The sequence below is a fragment of the Streptomyces scabiei 87.22 genome, from assembly GCF_000091305.1.
In the GTDB taxonomy this organism is placed as follows: Bacteria; Actinomycetota; Actinomycetes; order Streptomycetales; family Streptomycetaceae; genus Streptomyces; species Streptomyces scabiei.
On the sequence record NC_013929.1, the window covers coordinates 8,479,850 to 8,496,259 of the forward strand.

Consider the following 16,410-nt stretch of genomic DNA (forward strand, 5'->3'; position numbering starts at 1 on the left):
AGCACGGGTTCGGTGCGGGAGCCGAGATCTTCGGTGCCCAGTACGCGACGTGCCCGGCCACCCGGGTCACTGGTGGCTGGCCTGCGACGTGTCGAACTACGGCATCGCCTGCAGACACTGCAACAGCGGCGGAGCCCGCTACAACGGTGTCCGGGAAGGCCGCGCCAAGGGCAGCCAGTTCCCGGTCATAGGCGGTACCCGCGCCCGCGCATCAGCCGATGACCTGGACCGCGAACAGCCGCTGCTCCCAGCCCACCACAGCGACCCCGACCTGCTCGGCTTCGACAGCGCCGGCTACGCCCGGCGCAGCAGCACCCCCTACTCGCAGGCCGAAGCGAAACGCGGCCTGTGCCGCGCCGACGAAACCATACGGATCCTCGCGCTCAACGACTCCCACCTCGTCCCGCTCCGCAGCCGCCTCATGCGGGCGGTCACCGTACTCGCCCGCTACGGGGACGATCCCGCCATCCAGCAGCTGATCGACGACAAGGTGGGGCCCAAGGCGCCATACAGCTCAGCAGCCGCCATGGCCCTGGCCCTGCAGCGCGCCTGCGACCGGCCCGCTGCCGCGCCCACGCCGGCCGCAACGACGCCCACACCCACCGTCGACCCGGAACGCTCCCGAGTCGACCTGCAAGACCTGCTGGAACATCTGGACCCGGACGACCTGAAGGCCGGCATCACCTTCACGGGCCGGCACGAGAAGAAGGTCCACCAGGCGGTCCTGAACCACGAGGGCCAGATCAACGTCCTGGGCCGCCCCTGGCGCACCCCGACCACCGCCGCCAGGGCCGCGACCGGCAGCAACAAGATCGACGGCTGGGATTTCTGGCGTCTGACCATCGCCGGTGTGGAGCAGACCCTCGCCGAGTTCCGCGCCACGCACTTCCCGCCACCCGCACCGGTGTGACAGGGCGGAACTGTCCGCCTCGCCGGCGACGGTCTCCTGCTGATCCCTTCGGTCTTCGTCGGGAATATCGCCGCCCACCTGGAAGACCCCTGGCCCAGGACCTTGATCTACCCTGCCCGCGGCACCGCCGCCCTGCGGGGCGAACAAAAGACCGTCCCTCAACCGGACGCGCTGACCGCTCTGGTCGGCCGGGCCCGAGCCCGGCTGCTGGTGGCGCTGGACGCCCCGGCCAGTACCCGGCGTATAGCCTGACTCGTCTGCCGCCCCGTATTTCCGCAGGTCAGAGGCTATGTTTAATTGATAAACAAACACTTGGGGTCGAATCCGGGTCGAATTCGGGTTCGCGTATTGTCGTTCCCGTCCCACCGACATGCGGCAGATGCGGTCATTCCGGGCGATGAAGGTGGTCCGGCATCGGTCTGTAGTGGACATCCAGGCGCCGGACAGGTTCACAAGTACATGTACGAGGTGTCTTCTTGTCGACCAGCTCGGGCTGAACTCGATCACCGGTGGGGCGCCCTGCGGCAGGCCCTGGAAGTGATCACTGCGAGAGCGTCTCGTTGATCGCTCCCGCCAAGAACCACTGGTTTCCAGCAAAAGCGGTGATGTGCGGCATGGCAGTTCCCGTCTCTGTCGGCGGGGCTCCGTCGCCCCGCGTGCCGTGGTTGGAAACAGGGTTGTGAGGCTTGCATCGGCTCGGCAAGACGTCTTCTGTCAGGCGGAAGGACTTCCGTAAAGGGGCTGGTCAGAGCCCTGTTCTGTCAGCCCCCTAGTCGCCAGAGTGGAGCGCCGGGTGGTGCTGCTGTTCGGTTCGCGCTCGGGGGAGCCGGAGGTGGCGCCGGCGGGTGCGACTACTCGCTACGTGGCGCTAATCGCCCAAAAATGTCCACTTAGTTTCAATTGTGAGACTCCTCTGTCGGTGGATGCTCGGTACAGCGGCAAGAATCAGCATCACTGCAGGTCAACTACTGTTCGTTTTGGAGTCTGGGGCCCTCGGGGCGAATCCGGGTCGAATCCGCACCGTTTTCGGTTGTGGAGCGTATTGCCGCTGGTCAGGGTGGTGCGAGGTCGTGTACTGATTCGCCTTGCGGCTGGGGGTGGCGCGGCGAGCAGTAGGGCCGATGAGCCGCTGACGGGGCACTGAGTGGCGGTGGTCGTCTGCCAGGGGCGGGGGGCTGGCCAGCGGATTCTTCGCTGCTGGTGGCGGTCGCCTTTCGTGATCACGGCCTGCGGAAATGTCTTCAGGCGGGACGGCTGATGCGTGCCGGCCCGGGATTGATGGTTCCTGGCCGAGACCGACCTGCCGGGCGTGTCAGGGGCCGTCCAGGAGCCGCGCGGTGGTCGGGCCATGTGGCACAGGCCCCGCCGCCTCGCGCGGCAGCCGGTGCTCTCGCGCTATCCGGTACACCCCCACAACTGCCATTCCTTGGCGCCGATATCAGCGCAGTCTCGGTCGGCTCGCGGGCACCAATGCCGAACTGGAGCTCTTGGTACCTCGGAGAGTTCATGGATCCGCGAGGACCCTTGAGTGACGCTCATGTACGTCCGGCTCATGGCAAGGTAGTTGGGGGAGTTCACATCTTCTGTGTCCAGATCGGCACTGCCGCGCGTGACAGACGCCCGTGCGCCCGCGGCGAACGGGGCAGTCTTGGAAGCCCGCTTCAGGGGGCGACACACCTGGGGCACTGTGGAGGCGGCCGAGCAGGGCCGGTCGACGGAATTCACCTCGCGGTACGAGGTGAATGGCATCCTGACTGGCGCCAGTGACGACATCTCGGGCGGTCTTTCCGCGTACGACGAAAGGCCAGGCCGACAGTGCGGTTGCCGCCCTCTCGGATCCGGCCCAGCGCGGGGTCACCAACGCAACCCGTCGAGTAACCTGAGCACCCGGTGCTCGACCTGGTACAGCTCGTGGGCGAATTGCCGGTGGCTCAGCAGTAGTTCGTGTCCATGGCGCGGGACTCTGCCACGATGAAGGGCAACCACGAACTGACGGTCACGGCCCTCGTCTCGTCGAACACCGCCGCCGAGGTTGTCCTGCCCGGCGACAGCGACGGCGTCGAGGTGGGCTCGGGCCGCCACACCTGGACGGTTCCGTTCGACGCCGACCCCGCCGAACGAACGCCCCTGTCGGTGGACATGAGCATGGACGACCTGCTGGACCGCGAAGAGGCGGCCCGTGCCTTCAAGGAACTGATGACCGCATACGTCCCGGAGGCCGCCGCCTTCATCGAGGGCGGCTCAGGGGCTCCACAGGCACTACGGTCCGGGCCATCGCCGGGATGCTGCCCGGTGGCGACAGCTTCCTCGCTGACCTGGAGAAGAAGTTCGCGGCCTTGGACGGCCGTGTCCGACAGACGGGTCTGCCCGCTCGTCACGAGCGGGCCCCCGGGACAGGCCGCCGAAGTCAGCATTCAGCGCGATCTGCCGACGAGCGCGGCAGTGTGTCCCGATCGACCGATACCGACCCGGTGCGGGACGCGGGCAGAAGGACGTCCACCCGCGTGCCACGGCCGGGGACGCTGTCCAGACGGATCCTGCCGTGGTGCAGGTCCGTGATCGCCGCCACGATAGCCAGTCCCAGCCCGCTGCCTCCGTCGACACGGCTGCGGCCCTTGTCGGCGCGATAGAACCGGTCGAAGACGTGGGTGAGCGACTCATGGGGGATACCCGGGCCGAAGTCCTCCACCCGTAGCATCACCTCGTCGCCCGACGTGCTCAGAGTGACCCGACAGGGAACATCCGGTGCCGTGTGCATACGGACGTTGCCGAGCAGATTGCTGAGCAGGCTCCGCAACTGGGCCTCGTCCCCGCTGACTGTCACGTCGGGCTCGATGTACGCCCCGGTCGGCCGTGACGGCTCCACTGCCCTGGCGTCGCGGCAGCAGTCGCGTACGAGCCCGCTCAGGTCAACCGGCTCAAGACTTGCCTCGTCCTGCTCGTCGAACCGGGCAAGCCCGAGGAGCGACTCGACCAGCCGTGTCATGCGATGGATCTCGGAGAGCATCCGCTCCACCGCCTCGTTCACCGCGGCCCGGTCCGGCAGCGCCCCGCTCTGGTACAACTCGGCGTAGCCGCGCAGGGATTGGAGCGGCGTGCGCAGTTCGTGCGAGGCGTCCGCCACGAACTGACGCATCCGCTCCTCGGACTGCTCGCGGGCGGTGAGCGCGGCCTGGATCTGGTCGAGCATCCCGTTCAAGGCGTCCGCGAGGCGTCCGACCTCCGTGGTGGGTGCTGAGGCGGCTACGGTCAACCGCTGGGCGAAGTCGCCGGCGGCGATGGTGTCGGCCGTGTCCGCAGCCCGCTCCAGCGGGCGCAGTTCCCGCCGTACGACAGTAGTGCTCACCAGGGCCACACCGGTCAGCCCTGCCAGTTCCACGAGCACGATCACGGCCGGATCGCCGCTGAGAATCCAGCTGAGTGCCGTGGCTGCCATGGCGCCGGCGCACAGCACCGTGACGACCATGCTCAGGCGCGCGCGAAGCGGCGACCGGCGCAACCGCTTCAGCATCCCGGCTCCCGGATGGCGTAGCCGATGCCCCGCTGGGTGTGGATCAAGGGTGGACCGAGCGCGTCGAGTTTGCGGCGCAGGTAGCTGATATACGTGGCGACCACGGTGTCGTCGCCGTTGAAGTCGTACGACCAGACGTGTTCGAGGAGTTGGGCCCGGGGCACGATCCGACCGCTGTGCAGCATCAGGTAGCGCAGCAGCCGGAACTCGGTCGGGGAGAGACCGATCGCAGTGCCGCCGCGGCGTACGGAGTGGGTGGCCGGGTCGAGTTCGAGGTCGGCGACCCGCAGGACGGAGCTCTCGTGCTCGGGTCTGCGGGTGCGGCGCAGCACAGCACCGATCCGGGCGGCCACCTCGTCGAGACCGAACGGTTTGGTGACGTAGTCGTCACCACCCGCTGCGAGTGCCTTGACCAGGTCCTTACGTGTGTCACGTGCGGTGAGGAAGACAACCGCGTGCGGGAGGCCGTCGGCGCGCAACCGCCGCATGACCTCGATGCCGTCGCCGTCCGGGAGCATGATGTCCAGCAGGATGAGCTCGGGAAGGTGGTCGCGGGCCTCGGCAAGGGCTTCCTTCACCGTGGCGGCCGTCCGGACCTCGTAGCCGATGAACCGCAGGAAACGGCCGACGGTGTCCAGGATCGCCGGCTCGTCGTCGACGACGAGCAATCGCCCGAGCGGTGGCTCGGACTCCGCCACGGCTGCGGCGTTCTCGTCGGGCATGCGCGTCAACCCTTTCCTCAGTGCCGCGGGACCCTGCCCGCCTTCGGTGCTCAATTGATCGTCTCCGACCCGCGTGGCGCGTTCCATGGGAGTTGTGTGTGAACAGCGGTCCCGAAGGGCCGTTTCGCGGAGTGTGGCCCGGAGGCGTTCCTACGGTGGATAAGGCAGGCCTCGGCGACTGGCGTCCTCCACCGGTCGGGGCACTGCTCATTTCCCATTCCCCGGCCATCGGGAGTCTTCGCGTGTCCACCCTGCTGTACCGCCTGGGCCGTTTCGCCTACCGGCGGAAATGGTCCGTCATCGGCGCTTGGTCCGTACTGCTGCTCGTCGCGGTCCTGGCGGCCCTCGGCCTGATGAAGCCGTTCACCACCTCGACGACCATCCCGGGTACCGAGGCCCAGCGCACGCTCGACGTCGTGCAGGCAGAGTTCCCCAGCGACCAGTCCCACCTCACCGGAAGGATCGTCTTTCGGGCCCCACGCGGTGAGACCCTCACGACCGGCGACGTGGCCCGCATCGTACGGCGAACGGTCGATGAGGCGGCGGATGTTCTGGGCGTCAGGTCGGTCACCGCACCCTCCGCGTCGTCGGGGACGGTCTCGGCCGACGGCCGGACGGGCATCGCCGCACTGACCTTCACCACCGACAAGACCGGCACCCTTTCCGAGGCGACCACCAACGGCGTCGAGCGACTCGTGGCCGAGGCACGTCGCGAGGGGCTGACCGGGGAGATCGGCGGAGACGCCTTCTCCAAGGTCGAGGTCAAGGTGATGGGCCCCGGGGAAGCCGTGGGCGTGCTCATCGCCCTGGGCATTCTGGTCTTCGTCTTCCGCTCCCTGCGTGCCGCGGTCATTCCCGTCGCGACCGCGCTCGTCGGGGTTGCCGTGGGTGTGCTCGGCCTGCTGAGTCTGACCAGCGTCGTCACGATGGACAGCACCTCGGTGATCCTCGCCGTGATGCTGGGCCTGGCCGTGGGCATCGACTACGCCCTGTTCATCGTCTCCAGGCACCAGACCCAGGTCAGGGCGGGCATGGAACCAGAGGAGTCGGCCGGCCTGGCGACCGGGACGGCCGGTGGAGCGGTCGTCTTCGCCGGCGCGACCGTCGTCATCGCACTGGCCGCGCTCTCCGTGGTGAACATCCCGTTCCTTACCGTCATGGGACTGGGTGCTGCGGCGACGGTCGTCGTCTCCGTGTCGATCGCCGTCACACTGCTGCCGGCCGTACTCGGCCTGATGGGACGGAACATCGCCACCAGCACGGTCCCCGTCCTGCGTCGTTCCGTCGAGCGCGCCCCCGTCTCGGCACGTCAGCCCGCAGGGCAGCGTTGGGCGGCCATGGTGGCCCGCCGCCGGTGGAGCGTCTTGCTCGTCTCTCTGGTGGGCCTGGGCGTCCTCGCTGTCCCTGCGGCGGATCTCCGACTGGGGCTCGGCGGCACGCAGGATCCCGACACCTCCGCGGGCAGGGCACAGAAGCTCGTGGACGACGGATTCGGCCCCGGCTACAGCGGCACGCTGGTCGTGCTGGTACAGGGTGAAAGGACGGAGGTCGTCCCGGCCGCCGAGCGCATGGCCGGTGTGGTGCGGGACCTGCCTGGGGTGGCCTCCGTGACCCCCGCGGTCCGTGCCGAGTCCGGTCATGCGGCACTGCTCAGCGTCACATCCACCGGTGGCCCGGAGACCGAGACGACCAAGCGGGTCCTGGCAGAGATACGGAACGCCCGAGGCGCCGTGGAGAAGAACAGCGGCACCGAGATCAATGTCACCGGCACCACCGCCGTCAACATCGACGTGGCGAACAAGCTCTCCTCCGCCCTGCCCGTGTACTGCCTGCTGGTGATGGGCCTGGCGCTCCTCCTCCTCGTCGTGGTGTTCCGCGCCCTCGCCGTCCCGCTCAAGGCGGCCCTGGGGTTCCTGCTGTCCCTCGGTGCTTCGCTGGGCGCGCTGGTGGCGGTGTTCCAGTGGGGCTGGCTCTCCGACCTGCTCGGCATCAAGACCACCGGCCCGGTCCTGAGTTTCCTGCCGATGCTGCTGGTGGGCATCCTCTTCGGCCTCGCTATGGACTACGAGGTCTTTCTCGTCTCCCGGATGCGGGAGGAGTACGCCCATGGGCTGCCGCCGGTCGAGGCGATGGTCCGCGGATTCGGGCACGGCGCGAAGGTCGTGATCGCTGCCGCGCTGATCATGATCGCGGTGTTCGGGTCGTTCGTCTTCGCCGACATGCAGGTCATCAAAGGCATGGGCTTTGCGCTCGGCGTCGGCGTGCTCCTGGACGCGTTCGTTGTCCGGATGACGCTTGTCCCCGCCGTGATGGCGGTCCTGGGCCGTAAGGCATGGTGGCTGCCCCGGTTCCTGCACCGAGCGCTGCCGGACATGGACATCGAGGGGGAGCGACTGACGAGCAGGCTGACGCAGGCGTCCGGGCCGGCGGGATGGGATCGGGCGGCACGGCAGCCGCGCGACGCCGACCGGGCGGCAGCCCCGGTGAGCGGCGCGGGTGCACGACGGTACTGAGGAGCCCATCGGCGTGTGGGCGGCGCCAGGAGTTGACCGCACGCCGATCTGGAAGTGGTCCACATCAGAAAACTATCAACGTTCGGGATTCGAGTATGCCTGTCTCCTGCAGGGGGTGATCCGCGCGGGCGTTGGACCCGGTTCCTGTTGAGCGTGCCGATTCTTCGAAGTCGGCCGCTTCGCTCCGATTCCGTCGCCGACGAGGTCGGCCGCCAGGCCCTGCACTGCATCTGCTGCTCGGCCTGTCTCAACGTCTGCCCGGTCTACGAGTGGGCCTGCGGCCACGCTTCCGGCCACGCCTGCGGCTCGGTCTAACCGGGCCCGATCGGTGCGATCCTCAGCCCCCAACTGCGCGGCACGGAAAGCGAGATCGACGCCCCGCTGCCGTACGCCTCCTCGCTGTGCGGGGCCTGCTACAAGGTCTGCCCGGTCGCCATCGACATCCCCGAGGTGCTGGTGCATCTGCGGGAACGGGTCGTTCAGGGCGGGCTGGTGGTCCGCGAGGGCAACAAGGTGGTGCTCAAGCCCGCCAAGGGGCACGCGGCCGAGCGGGCGGCGATGCGGGCGGCCCGCTGGGCGTTCGCCCGCCCCGGTGTCCTGCGCACCGGACAGCGGCCGACCTCGCGCACCCGGCGGCTGCATCCGCGTTCGCTTCCGGGGCCGGGCAGGCCTGGAGCGGTACCCGGGATCTTCCGGCCCTACCCGTGGAGCCGTTCCGCGACTGGTGGCCGCGGACCGACGGCGGCCGCTCGGAGAAGGGGGGCTCGAAGTGAGCAGCAGGGAGCGGATCCTGGGCCGGGTGCGGCGCGCGCTGTCCGATGTCTCGGGCGAGGACGCTCCGATCGAGCGGACGTATCTGCGGGAGCACGGGGACCGCGGCGTCGAGGAGACGGCGGACCTCCTGGCCGAGAACCTCGCCGACTACCGGGCGATCGTGCACCACTGCACCGCAGCGGACCTGCCCGCGACGCTCGCCGGGATGCCGGCGGCGCGGGGTTCCAGACGGTCCTGGTGCCGTCGGGGCTGGAGCAGTCCTGGCTCGCGGACGCCGACGCCGAGCAGGTCCCGGACCGGGCCGAGCACCCCGCACGAGCTGGACCGGATCGACAGTGTGGTGACGGCGTGCGCGGTGGCCGTCGCCGAGTCCGGCACCGTCGTCCTCGACGGCTCCCCCGGCCAGGGCCGCCGCCGCATCACGCTCATGCCCGACCAGCGCATCTGCGTCGTACGGGTCCCGGACCAGGTCGTCTCCGCGGTGCCGCAGGGCCTCGAACGCCTCGAACCGGTAAGTCCGTTGACGTGGATCTCCGGTTCTTCAGCGACCAGCGACGTCGGGCTGGACCGGGTCGAGGGGGTGCACGGTTCGCGCACCCTGGAAGTGATCCCGGTGAACAGGAATGGCGAGTAGGAAATGCTCGCATCGGGCTCTGCTCACCTCCTGCGGTAGGAAAGCAGGATCGTCTGAGGTCCGTGGAGAACGACGATCTGAGAGCCGTGCTGCCGCGGAACGGAGCCCTTCTGTGCATCCGTGCCAGTTCGTCCGCCAGGCTCGGTCCGAGGGCGTCCAGCCGGACTCGTGCGCTTGGAGGCTGATGCGGGAACATCAGCCGTGCCTCCGCCACGGCTCGCTCACCCAAAGTCGCGAGCAGGCCGCGCCTTCGTGCGATCCGAGACCACGACGACCGCCGGAGCGATCGAGAAGGTCGGCGGCGCACAGCGCGGCAAGGCGATCATCGTCCTGAACCCCGCCGAGCCGCCGCTGATCATGCGTGACACGGTCTTCGTCCTGGTCGACGCCCCCGACCCGGCCGCCTGGTCCGATATCCGGCAGAGCATCGAGAAGATGGTGGCCGACGTGGCGGCCTACGTCCCGGGGTATCGGCTCAAACAGCAGACGCAGATCACCGAGATCCCCGGCGACCAGCCACTGGACACCCTGCTCGAAGCCGGCACCCGGCGCCCCACCCATCAGGTGTCGGTGTTCCTGGAGGTCGAGGGCGCCGCACACTATCTGCCCGCCTACGCAGGCAACCTCGACATCATGACCGCGGCGGGACTCCAAGTCGCCGAGCGGATCGCCGCAGCGAAGGCGGACAGCCGATGACCACGCAGATCTACGTCCAGGACGTCACCCTCCGGGACGGCATGCACGCCGTTCGCCACCGCATCAGCCCTGTCGATGTCGCCCGCATCGTGACAGCGCTCGACGAGGCCGGCGTGGACGCGATCGAGATCGCACACGGCGACGGTCTGGCGGGCAGTTCGGTCAACTACGGGCCCGGCTCGCACACCGACTGGGAGTGGATCGAGACCGCGGCCTCCGTACTGAAACGGGCCCGGCTCACCACTCTCCTGCTGCCAGGCGTGGGCACGATCCGCGCACCGCGTGCCGGGGTCGGCCAGATGCCGAACCGGGGAGAGGGCAGGTGGCGGCCAGGGCGCTGAGCGCGGCGTCGAGTCGGGCGGTGGCTTCGTCGGCGACGGGCTTGAGGGCGTCCAGGCCGGTGAGGTGACCATGGTGTCCGGGTCGAGGGCCTGGACGAGCGTGTGGTCGCCGTCGCGGCGGACGACGACGTTGCAGGGCAGGAGCAGGCCGATGGAGCGGTAGGCCTCCAGGGCGTGGTGGGCGAGCGGCGGGTTGCAGGCGCCCAGGATTAGGTAGTTCTCCATGTCGTGGCCGAGCTTGGCCTTCAGCGTGGCCTGGACGTCGATCTCGGTGAGGATGCCGAACCCCTGGTCGGCCAAGGCCTGGCGGACGGCGGCGGTGGCGGCGTCGAAGTCGGTGACGGCCAGTCGGACGGTGCGGTCGTAGGACACGGTGCGCTGCTCCTTCGGTGAGGCGGAAAACCCGGTTCCTTGATACCCCGCCGGGTACCCGGCGCAGCGGACGCAATGCCGCACCCGGAGATATGGGGGACGTCCAGGACCACAGGAATACCCCCCGGGGTACCCCTGTTAGGGTAGGTGCCGAATACCCCCCGGGGTACACCGTTCTTGTGGAGGAGCCGCAGTCGTGTTCTTCGTCGACACTCTTGAGTTCGAGGGTCTGGGCAACCGCAGCTACCTGGCCGGCGGGGCCGCTGCCGCGGTGGTTATCGATCCGCCGCGCGACATCGACCAGGTGATCGCCGCCGCCGCCAGGCGCGGGGTGCGCATCGCGTACGTGGCGGAGACCCACGTGCACAACGACTACGTCACCGGTGGCCTGGAGTTGGCCCGCGTCACCGGCGCCTCCTATCTGGTGCCGGCCGCGGCGCACGTGTCCTTCGCCCGCACCCCGGTCGCCGATGGCGACACCGTGGACGTGGACGCGGGTCTGGTCCTGCGTGCGATCGCCACGCCCGGGCACACCCCGCACCACACCTCCTACGTCCTGGAGCAGGACGGGCGCGGCGTGGCGGCGTTCACCGGCGGATCGCTGCTGATCGGTACGGTGGGCCGCCCTGACCTGGTGGAGCCTCGGCTGACGGAGCAGCTGGCCCGGGCCCAGCACGCCTCCGCCCACCGCCTGACCGCCGAGCTGGACGACGAGGTGCCGGTGCTGCCCACCCACGGGTTCGGCAGCTTCTGCTCCTCCGCCCAGGCCGAGGGGGACGCGACCACGATCGGCAAGGAACGCACCAGCAACGACGCGCTCACCCTGGACGTGGACACCTTCGTTCAGCGGATGCTCGCCGGGCTGGAGGACGTGCCCGCCTACTACGCGCACATGGGCCCGGCCAACGCCGCCGGCCCCGCCCCCGTCGACCTCACCCCGCCGAGGCGTGCGGATGCAGGCGAAATCTCCTCCCGGCTGGCCGCCGGTGAGTGGGTGGTGGACCTGCGCAGCCGCATGGCCTTCGCCGAGGGGCACGTGGCCGGCTCGTTCAACTTCGAGGGCGAGGGCAAGCTCGCCACCTACCTGGCCTGGCTGATCCCCTGGGGCAAGCCCGTCACCCTGCTCGCCGACACCCCGGAGCAGATCAGCGCCGCGCAGCGGGAACTCGCGCGGGTAGGCATCGACCGCCCGGCCGCCGCCGCCACCGGCGACCCGGCCGGCTGGGTCCATGAGGGCGAGAGGCTCGCTTCTTTCCCGCGTGCCCGCTTCGCCGACCTTGCCCAGGTGCGCGAGCGCGGCGACGAGGTGGTCGTCCTGGATGTGCGCCGGGACTCGGAGCGCGTAGGCGGCTACATCGACGGCTCGGTCCACATCCCGATCCACGAGCTGCACGGCCGTATCGGCGAGGTGCCGGACGGGACGGTGTGGGTGCACTGCGCCGGCGGGATGCGCGCGGCGATCGCCGCCTCCCTCCTCGATGCCGCCGGCCGCAAGGTGGTCGCCGTCGACGACGCCTTCGACGCCGCGGCGGATGCCGGGCTGCCCCTGGCCTCCGCCTGAGTTCGGCCGATCTCCCGCAAGGAAGGAAGCGTGTGATGTTCCTCTTTCGCCGAAACGGGCCCCGTGTCACGGTCGACGAGGCACACAGCCGTACCAGCGGCGACCGGCCTGACGCCGTCCTGCTGGACGTCCGCGAGAAGCCCGAATGGAACTCGGGCCACGCCCCGGGCGCCATCCACGTACCGCTGACGAACCTGGTCGCCGGCGCCATCCTGCCCGCCGAGGCGCAGGGCCGTCCGCTGGTGGTGATCTGCCGCAGTGGACACCGCTCCCAGCAGGCCGCGAAGCTCCTCACCGACCGCGGAGCGCAGGTGGTGGACGTCGAGGGCGGTATGAACGCGTGGGCCGCCGCCGGGCACCCGGTCGTCGACGAACGCGGGAACAGCGGCCGGATAGCGTGACCGTACTCGTTCTCGCCCTCATCGCCGGGGCCGTCATCGGTCTCGCGCTCGGGGCCCTCGGCGGCGGTGGCAGCGTCCTTGCCGTACCGGCACTGATCTATCTGCTCGGCTTCACCCCGGCCGCCGCCACCACCGCCAGCCTGATCATCGTCACCGCCACCTCCGCCACCGCCCTGTACGCCCACGCCCGCGGCGGGAACGTGGCATGGAAGACAGGGGCGTTGTTCGCTGCGGCGGGCATCGTCCCCGCCTTTCTCGCCGGAGCTGTTGCAGGGCGCCTGCCCGAAGCGGTGCTGACGGCGGCGTTCGCGGTCATCGCCGCGCTGGCGGCTCTGCGTATGTTGCGTCCGTCCGCGTCCGGGCCGCCGGACCGGATCCGTCCCGGCAGGGCGGCTGGCGCCGGTGCCGGACTCGGCGCCGTGACGGGCTTTCTGGGGGTCGGCGGGGGATTCCTCGCCGTGCCCGCCCTGGTGGGCGTCCTGGGACTGGCCATGCGGCGGGCGGTGGGCACCAGCCTGCTCGTCATCACGGTGAACTCCCTCGCCGCGCTCGCCGCTCGCACCGGCACCGGTGGCGGGCTCCACTGGGAGGTCATCGGCCCCTTCACCGGAGCCGCGATCCTCGGAGCCTGGGACGGCAAACGCCTCGCGACGAAGATCTCCGGCACCACTCTTCAGAGAGTTTTCGCCGGCGTACTGCTGGCAGTGGCGGCCTTCATGCTCGTTGACGTGATCGTCTGAACACGAGGGCCGCGACCGGCTCAGACCAGGACCAGGAGAGCTTCTCCAGCCCCACCGCGCATCTCAGGACCGCCCTCAGTCCGGCTCCCGCCAGATCAAGCTCAGCACACTCCGACACACAAGGATGACATCTGCCATGACCACACCCACGGCCCTCGCCACCGACGAGGCGCGCACCCGCCTGCACGAACTGACCATCATCGACGTGCGCACCCCGGGCGAATACGCCGGCGGTCATCTCCCCGGCGCGCTCAACATCCCCCTCGACCAGATCCGGCGCGCGCTGCCCGACATCCGTCACGCCACCGACCGCGGCGACGTCCTGGTCGTCTGCGCCTCGGGCGCCCGCTCCGAGAACGCCTGCAAGATCCTCGCAGAGAACGGCGTCACCACCGCCACCCTGTCAGGAGGCACCGGTGCCTGGGCGGCCGACGGCCACGAGCTCCACCGCCCCCAGGGCGCCTCCCGCGCCACCTGGGGAATGGAGCGACAGGTGAGGCTCACCGCAGGAGTGACCGTGCTGCTCGGCCTGCTGCTCGGGCTCGTCGTCCACCCCGCCTTCCAGCTCATCTCCGCCGGCATCGCGGGCGGTCTGGTCTACTCCGCCCTGACCAACACCTGCGGCATGGCCGCCATGCTCGCCAAGCTCCCCCACAACCGCCCCCGCGCCGCCGACCTCGACAACACACTGGCCGCACTACGCAACCGCTGAACCACACCACAAAGGGGAGGGACCTGGCTCCGGATCCCTCCCCTTTCGTATCCAGGCCATGTGGCCAACAGCTCCGAACCGGGCGGGTGATCCGGCGTCGCGGCACCACAGCTCAGGCCAGAGAAAGGAACAGCTTCTCCAGCCGAGTACGCATCTGCTCCCGGTCACCGGAAGCAGCCATGTCCGCATCGGTCAGGCAGTGCTGCAGCCCCGTGGCGATGATCGCGAAACCGGCCTTGTCCAAAGCCCTGGACGCCGCGGCGAGCTGGGTGACGACGTCCTCGCAGTCCCGCCCCTCCTCGATCATCTTGATCACACCGGCGATCTGACCCTGCGCCCGGCGCAGCCGGTTGACCACCGTCTTCAGTTCCTCAGCCGCCATCGCCAGTTCCACAACCCACACTCCTTCGGTAAGATACCCCCTTGGGTATCTTACCGAAGGAGTAACCTCACCCGGGCAAAGGAAAATCCCCGTCGCTCCACCACCACCGCCCTCAGTGCCGATCAGGCCAACGCCCGCCCGTACGAGCTGACCGTCATCGACGGAGGTGGCACGGCGCGAACGCATTCTGGAAGTCGCTGCCGAGCTGGGCGCCGATGTGGCCTACGAACGAGTGCAGATGCAGGAGGTCGCCAAGGCCGCCGACCTGGCACTCGGCACGCTCTATCGTTACTTCCCCTCCAAGGTGCACTTGTTCGCAGCGCTGTGGAAGACGCATATCGACGGCTTTGTTGAGGACTGCTGGCAATCCCCTGGGAACGATCCGGGCGCCACCGTCGGCGATCGGCTGGTGGCCCTGACCCGGTCCTTGCTGGACCGGCCCCTGCTGTGCTCGGCGATGGTACGGGCCATCGCCGTCGACTATTCCGTCAACCCCGACTACCACTTTCGGTTCGCCGAGGACAGGCTGTGCCGGGCAGTGCTACACACCCTGGGCCGGGACGCCTCTAGGCCGCCTTTAGGGAGACGATTTCCGTGAGGGCGTTTGTGGCGATCAGCGAGGTGACCGGCTCAACGACTGCGCCTCGCCTGACCGTCGCATCGTGTCGCCGGATCCGCAGTAACCAGTCGCGCCCGGGTCCTCGCGCCGACGAGGCATTGCCGTCTCGATCTCATCATCCACAATAACTAAAGCGCGTTAGTAGCGCGCGCAAGCGCCATCCTACGCCCTCACCGCGGTCGGAGGAGACAGCATCCAGCCTGCTGCGGCGCGGCGGGGCGTGATCCGAGATCAGACTGAGCGACGCTCGATCACCCGGGTGACCTCAGGACCGATAGGGACGGGCCGTCCGTCGAGGAGACTGATGATCGCCTCGACGAGATGTCGTGCGGTGTCCCGCATATCTACTGCCACCATCGTCAACGGCGGGGCTGCGAGGCGTGCGGCCGGCGAATCGACCGCGCCGATCACGGCCAGGTCCGACGGCGCGGCTAGTCCTTGCTCGCGTAGACCCGCGAGGACGGCCAAGGCTGCCACATCGTCGTGGGCGCACACGCCGGTGACGGCGGGGGTCATCCCACGCCATGCCTCGACAGCGGCTCCGGCTCCCACCTCGTCGCAGGGAACAGCCAGAGCCACCGGGCCCGGCACACCGTGCTCGGCGCAGGCTCCCTGCAGTGCTTTCAGGCGCATCTCGCTCGCCTCGGCCAGGCGTTCGTCGTGCGGGCGGGCGTAGCCGAGCCGACGGTGCCCCGCCCTGAGCAGTCGCTCGACCTGCAGCCGGGCGATGCTGTTTTCCCGGGCTCCCCAGATCCACTGCGCGACGGGGTCGGACTCGGCGGTGAGAGAGACCACGGCGCGTACGCCATTGCGCCGCATCGCGGCGACGTCATTATCGGGCAGGTCCCATGCGAGGACGGCCACGGGCGTGATGACGGTCCACACATCACCATCGGGCCTGCGGGACCACGGATGGATCACCGCAGTGAGCCCGACGGCCGCGAACTCCGCCGAGAGAAACTCGACCAGTGTGCCCAGGTCGGTCAGCGGCAACTGAGGGGGCTGATAGAGGAGCACGACGTCACTCCGGCCGCGGCTGAGCGTCCGGGCCTCCGCCGAGGGGGCATAGCGCAGCCGGGCCGCCGCTTCGAGGACGCGCTGCCGCGTCGACTCGGAGATCGTCTGCCCCTTGGTGCCGTTGAGCACGAAGCTGACAGTGGCCCTGGAGACTCCGGCCTCCCGGGCGACGTCGGAACTGGTGACCCGGCCCTCCGGCCGAGCAGCGGCCTCGCCCGCCATCCATCGCCCCTTCCGCTCTTGTGGGTGTACCACGCCTGATGTACTGTACCCGCACTCACTAACGCGCGTTAGTGAATGAATAGTCGGTAGGGCGTCCCCGTGGCCACGGGGACTCGTCATGCCGCTCCGACAACCACCCCCTAAGGGCCCTGAGAGGGGCCGGTGCCAATCCACGGCTTACCCCTGAAGGGGCACGATCGGTTCTGCTCCGTGTTCCGGCGGAGCAGAACCCACGCAGCCCGTGCGGGGTTCGAGGTCGTCCGCAGACATGCAGATTCGTTCT

12 protein-coding genes and 6 pseudogenes are annotated in these 16,410 nt (G+C 69.2%); 12 read left to right on the plus strand and 6 right to left on the minus strand.

The annotated features are described in order from the left end of the window. The first annotated feature begins 49 nt into the window (after nt 1–49). On the plus strand, nt 50–910 hold the full coding sequence (locus SCAB_RS36760; protein WP_006378819.1) for a restriction system modified-DNA reader domain-containing protein: 861 nt from the start codon (nt 50–52) through the stop codon (nt 908–910). A gap of 6 nt (nt 911–916) precedes the next feature. Further along, nucleotides 917–1,159 (plus strand): annotated as a pseudogene (locus SCAB_RS49465) (ArsR family transcriptional regulator); the annotation flags it as partial. 1,682 nt (nt 1,160–2,841) lie between these two features. Here SCAB_RS49465 and SCAB_RS47130 read toward each other — a convergent pair. From SCAB_RS47130 to SCAB_RS36775, 3 genes are all read right to left on the minus strand, one after another. Then, nucleotides 2,842–3,051 (minus strand): hypothetical protein, encoded by a 210-nt coding sequence (locus SCAB_RS47130; RefSeq protein WP_143673346.1) that lies wholly within the window; start codon nt 3,049–3,051, stop codon nt 2,842–2,844. A gap of 266 nt (nt 3,052–3,317) precedes the next feature. Then, nucleotides 3,318–4,421 (minus strand): sensor histidine kinase, encoded by a 1,104-nt coding sequence (locus SCAB_RS36770; protein ID WP_010358252.1) that lies wholly within the window; start codon nt 4,419–4,421, stop codon nt 3,318–3,320. Continuing rightward, the gene (locus tag SCAB_RS36775; RefSeq protein ID WP_006378898.1) at nt 4,415–5,143 is read right to left on the minus strand and encodes a response regulator transcription factor; all 729 of its coding nucleotides are present in this window, start codon (nt 5,141–5,143) and stop codon (nt 4,415–4,417) included. Before SCAB_RS36775 ends, SCAB_RS36770 begins: the two co-directional genes overlap by 7 nt. A gap of 242 nt (nt 5,144–5,385) precedes the next feature. Here SCAB_RS36775 and SCAB_RS36780 point away from each other — a divergent pair, with 242 nt between their 5' ends. The 5 genes and pseudogenes from SCAB_RS36780 to SCAB_RS36795 all read left to right on the plus strand — a co-directional run. After that, nucleotides 5,386–7,656, plus strand: a complete 2,271-nt coding sequence (locus SCAB_RS36780; protein WP_006379207.1) for an MMPL family transporter — start codon at nt 5,386–5,388, stop codon at nt 7,654–7,656. Nucleotides 7,657–7,836: 180 nt separating this feature from the next. Next, a pseudogene (locus tag SCAB_RS45550) lies at nt 7,837–8,429 on the plus strand (lactate utilisation protein LutB domain-containing protein); the annotation flags it as partial. Further along, nucleotides 8,426–9,064 (plus strand): annotated as a pseudogene (locus SCAB_RS36785) (LutC/YkgG family protein). The pseudogenes SCAB_RS45550 and SCAB_RS36785, both read left to right, overlap by 4 nt. Nucleotides 9,065–9,307: 243 nt before the next feature. Further along, nucleotides 9,308–9,760 (plus strand): annotated as a pseudogene (locus tag SCAB_RS36790) (acetaldehyde dehydrogenase (acetylating)); the annotation flags it as partial. Then, nucleotides 9,757–10,032 (plus strand): annotated as a pseudogene (locus SCAB_RS36795) (4-hydroxy-2-oxovalerate aldolase); the annotation flags it as partial. The pseudogenes SCAB_RS36790 and SCAB_RS36795, both read left to right, overlap by 4 nt. 52 nt (nt 10,033–10,084) lie before the next feature. Here the strand turns inward: SCAB_RS36795 and SCAB_RS45555 are convergent. Continuing rightward, nucleotides 10,085–10,473, minus strand: a pseudogene (locus SCAB_RS45555) (DUF302 domain-containing protein); the annotation flags it as partial. Between the two features lie 196 nt (nt 10,474–10,669). Here SCAB_RS45555 and SCAB_RS36800 point away from each other — a divergent pair. From SCAB_RS36800 to SCAB_RS36815, 4 genes are all read left to right on the plus strand, one after another. Next, on the plus strand, nt 10,670–12,034 hold the full coding sequence (locus tag SCAB_RS36800) for an MBL fold metallo-hydrolase (protein ID WP_006378722.1): 1,365 nt from the start codon (nt 10,670–10,672) through the stop codon (nt 12,032–12,034). 35 nt (nt 12,035–12,069) lie between these two features. After that, nucleotides 12,070–12,435 carry a rhodanese-like domain-containing protein gene (locus SCAB_RS36805; protein WP_010358255.1) on the plus strand — a complete coding sequence of 122 codons (366 nt, stop codon included), beginning with the start codon at nt 12,070–12,072 and terminating at the stop codon, nt 12,433–12,435. Beyond that, a complete protein-coding gene (locus SCAB_RS36810) occupies nt 12,432–13,175 on the plus strand; it encodes a sulfite exporter TauE/SafE family protein (protein ID WP_006378575.1) in 744 nt (247 codons plus the stop codon). Before SCAB_RS36805 ends, SCAB_RS36810 begins: the two co-directional genes overlap by 4 nt. Nucleotides 13,176–13,311: 136 nt before the next feature. Then, entirely contained in the window at nt 13,312–13,887 is a 576-nt protein-coding gene (locus SCAB_RS36815; protein WP_010358256.1) for a rhodanese-like domain-containing protein, read from the plus strand. Nucleotides 13,888–13,999: 112 nt separating this feature from the next. On the opposite strand, the gene SCAB_RS36820 is transcribed toward SCAB_RS36815, so the two are convergent. Then, nucleotides 14,000–14,281 carry a metal-sensitive transcriptional regulator gene (locus tag SCAB_RS36820; RefSeq protein WP_010358257.1) on the minus strand — a complete coding sequence of 94 codons (282 nt, stop codon included), beginning with the start codon at nt 14,279–14,281 and terminating at the stop codon, nt 14,000–14,002. 154 nt (nt 14,282–14,435) lie between these two features. Here SCAB_RS36820 and SCAB_RS36825 point away from each other — a divergent pair, with 154 nt between their 5' ends. Beyond that, the gene (locus SCAB_RS36825) at nt 14,436–14,867 is read left to right on the plus strand and encodes a TetR/AcrR family transcriptional regulator (protein WP_006379224.1); all 432 of its coding nucleotides are present in this window, start codon (nt 14,436–14,438) and stop codon (nt 14,865–14,867) included. Nucleotides 14,868–15,119: 252 nt separating this feature from the next. On the opposite strand, the gene SCAB_RS36830 is transcribed toward SCAB_RS36825, so the two are convergent. Next, nucleotides 15,120–16,127 carry a LacI family DNA-binding transcriptional regulator gene (locus tag SCAB_RS36830; RefSeq protein WP_006379104.1) on the minus strand — a complete coding sequence of 336 codons (1,008 nt, stop codon included), beginning with the start codon at nt 16,125–16,127 and terminating at the stop codon, nt 15,120–15,122. Between the last annotated feature and the right edge of the window lie 283 nt (nt 16,128–16,410).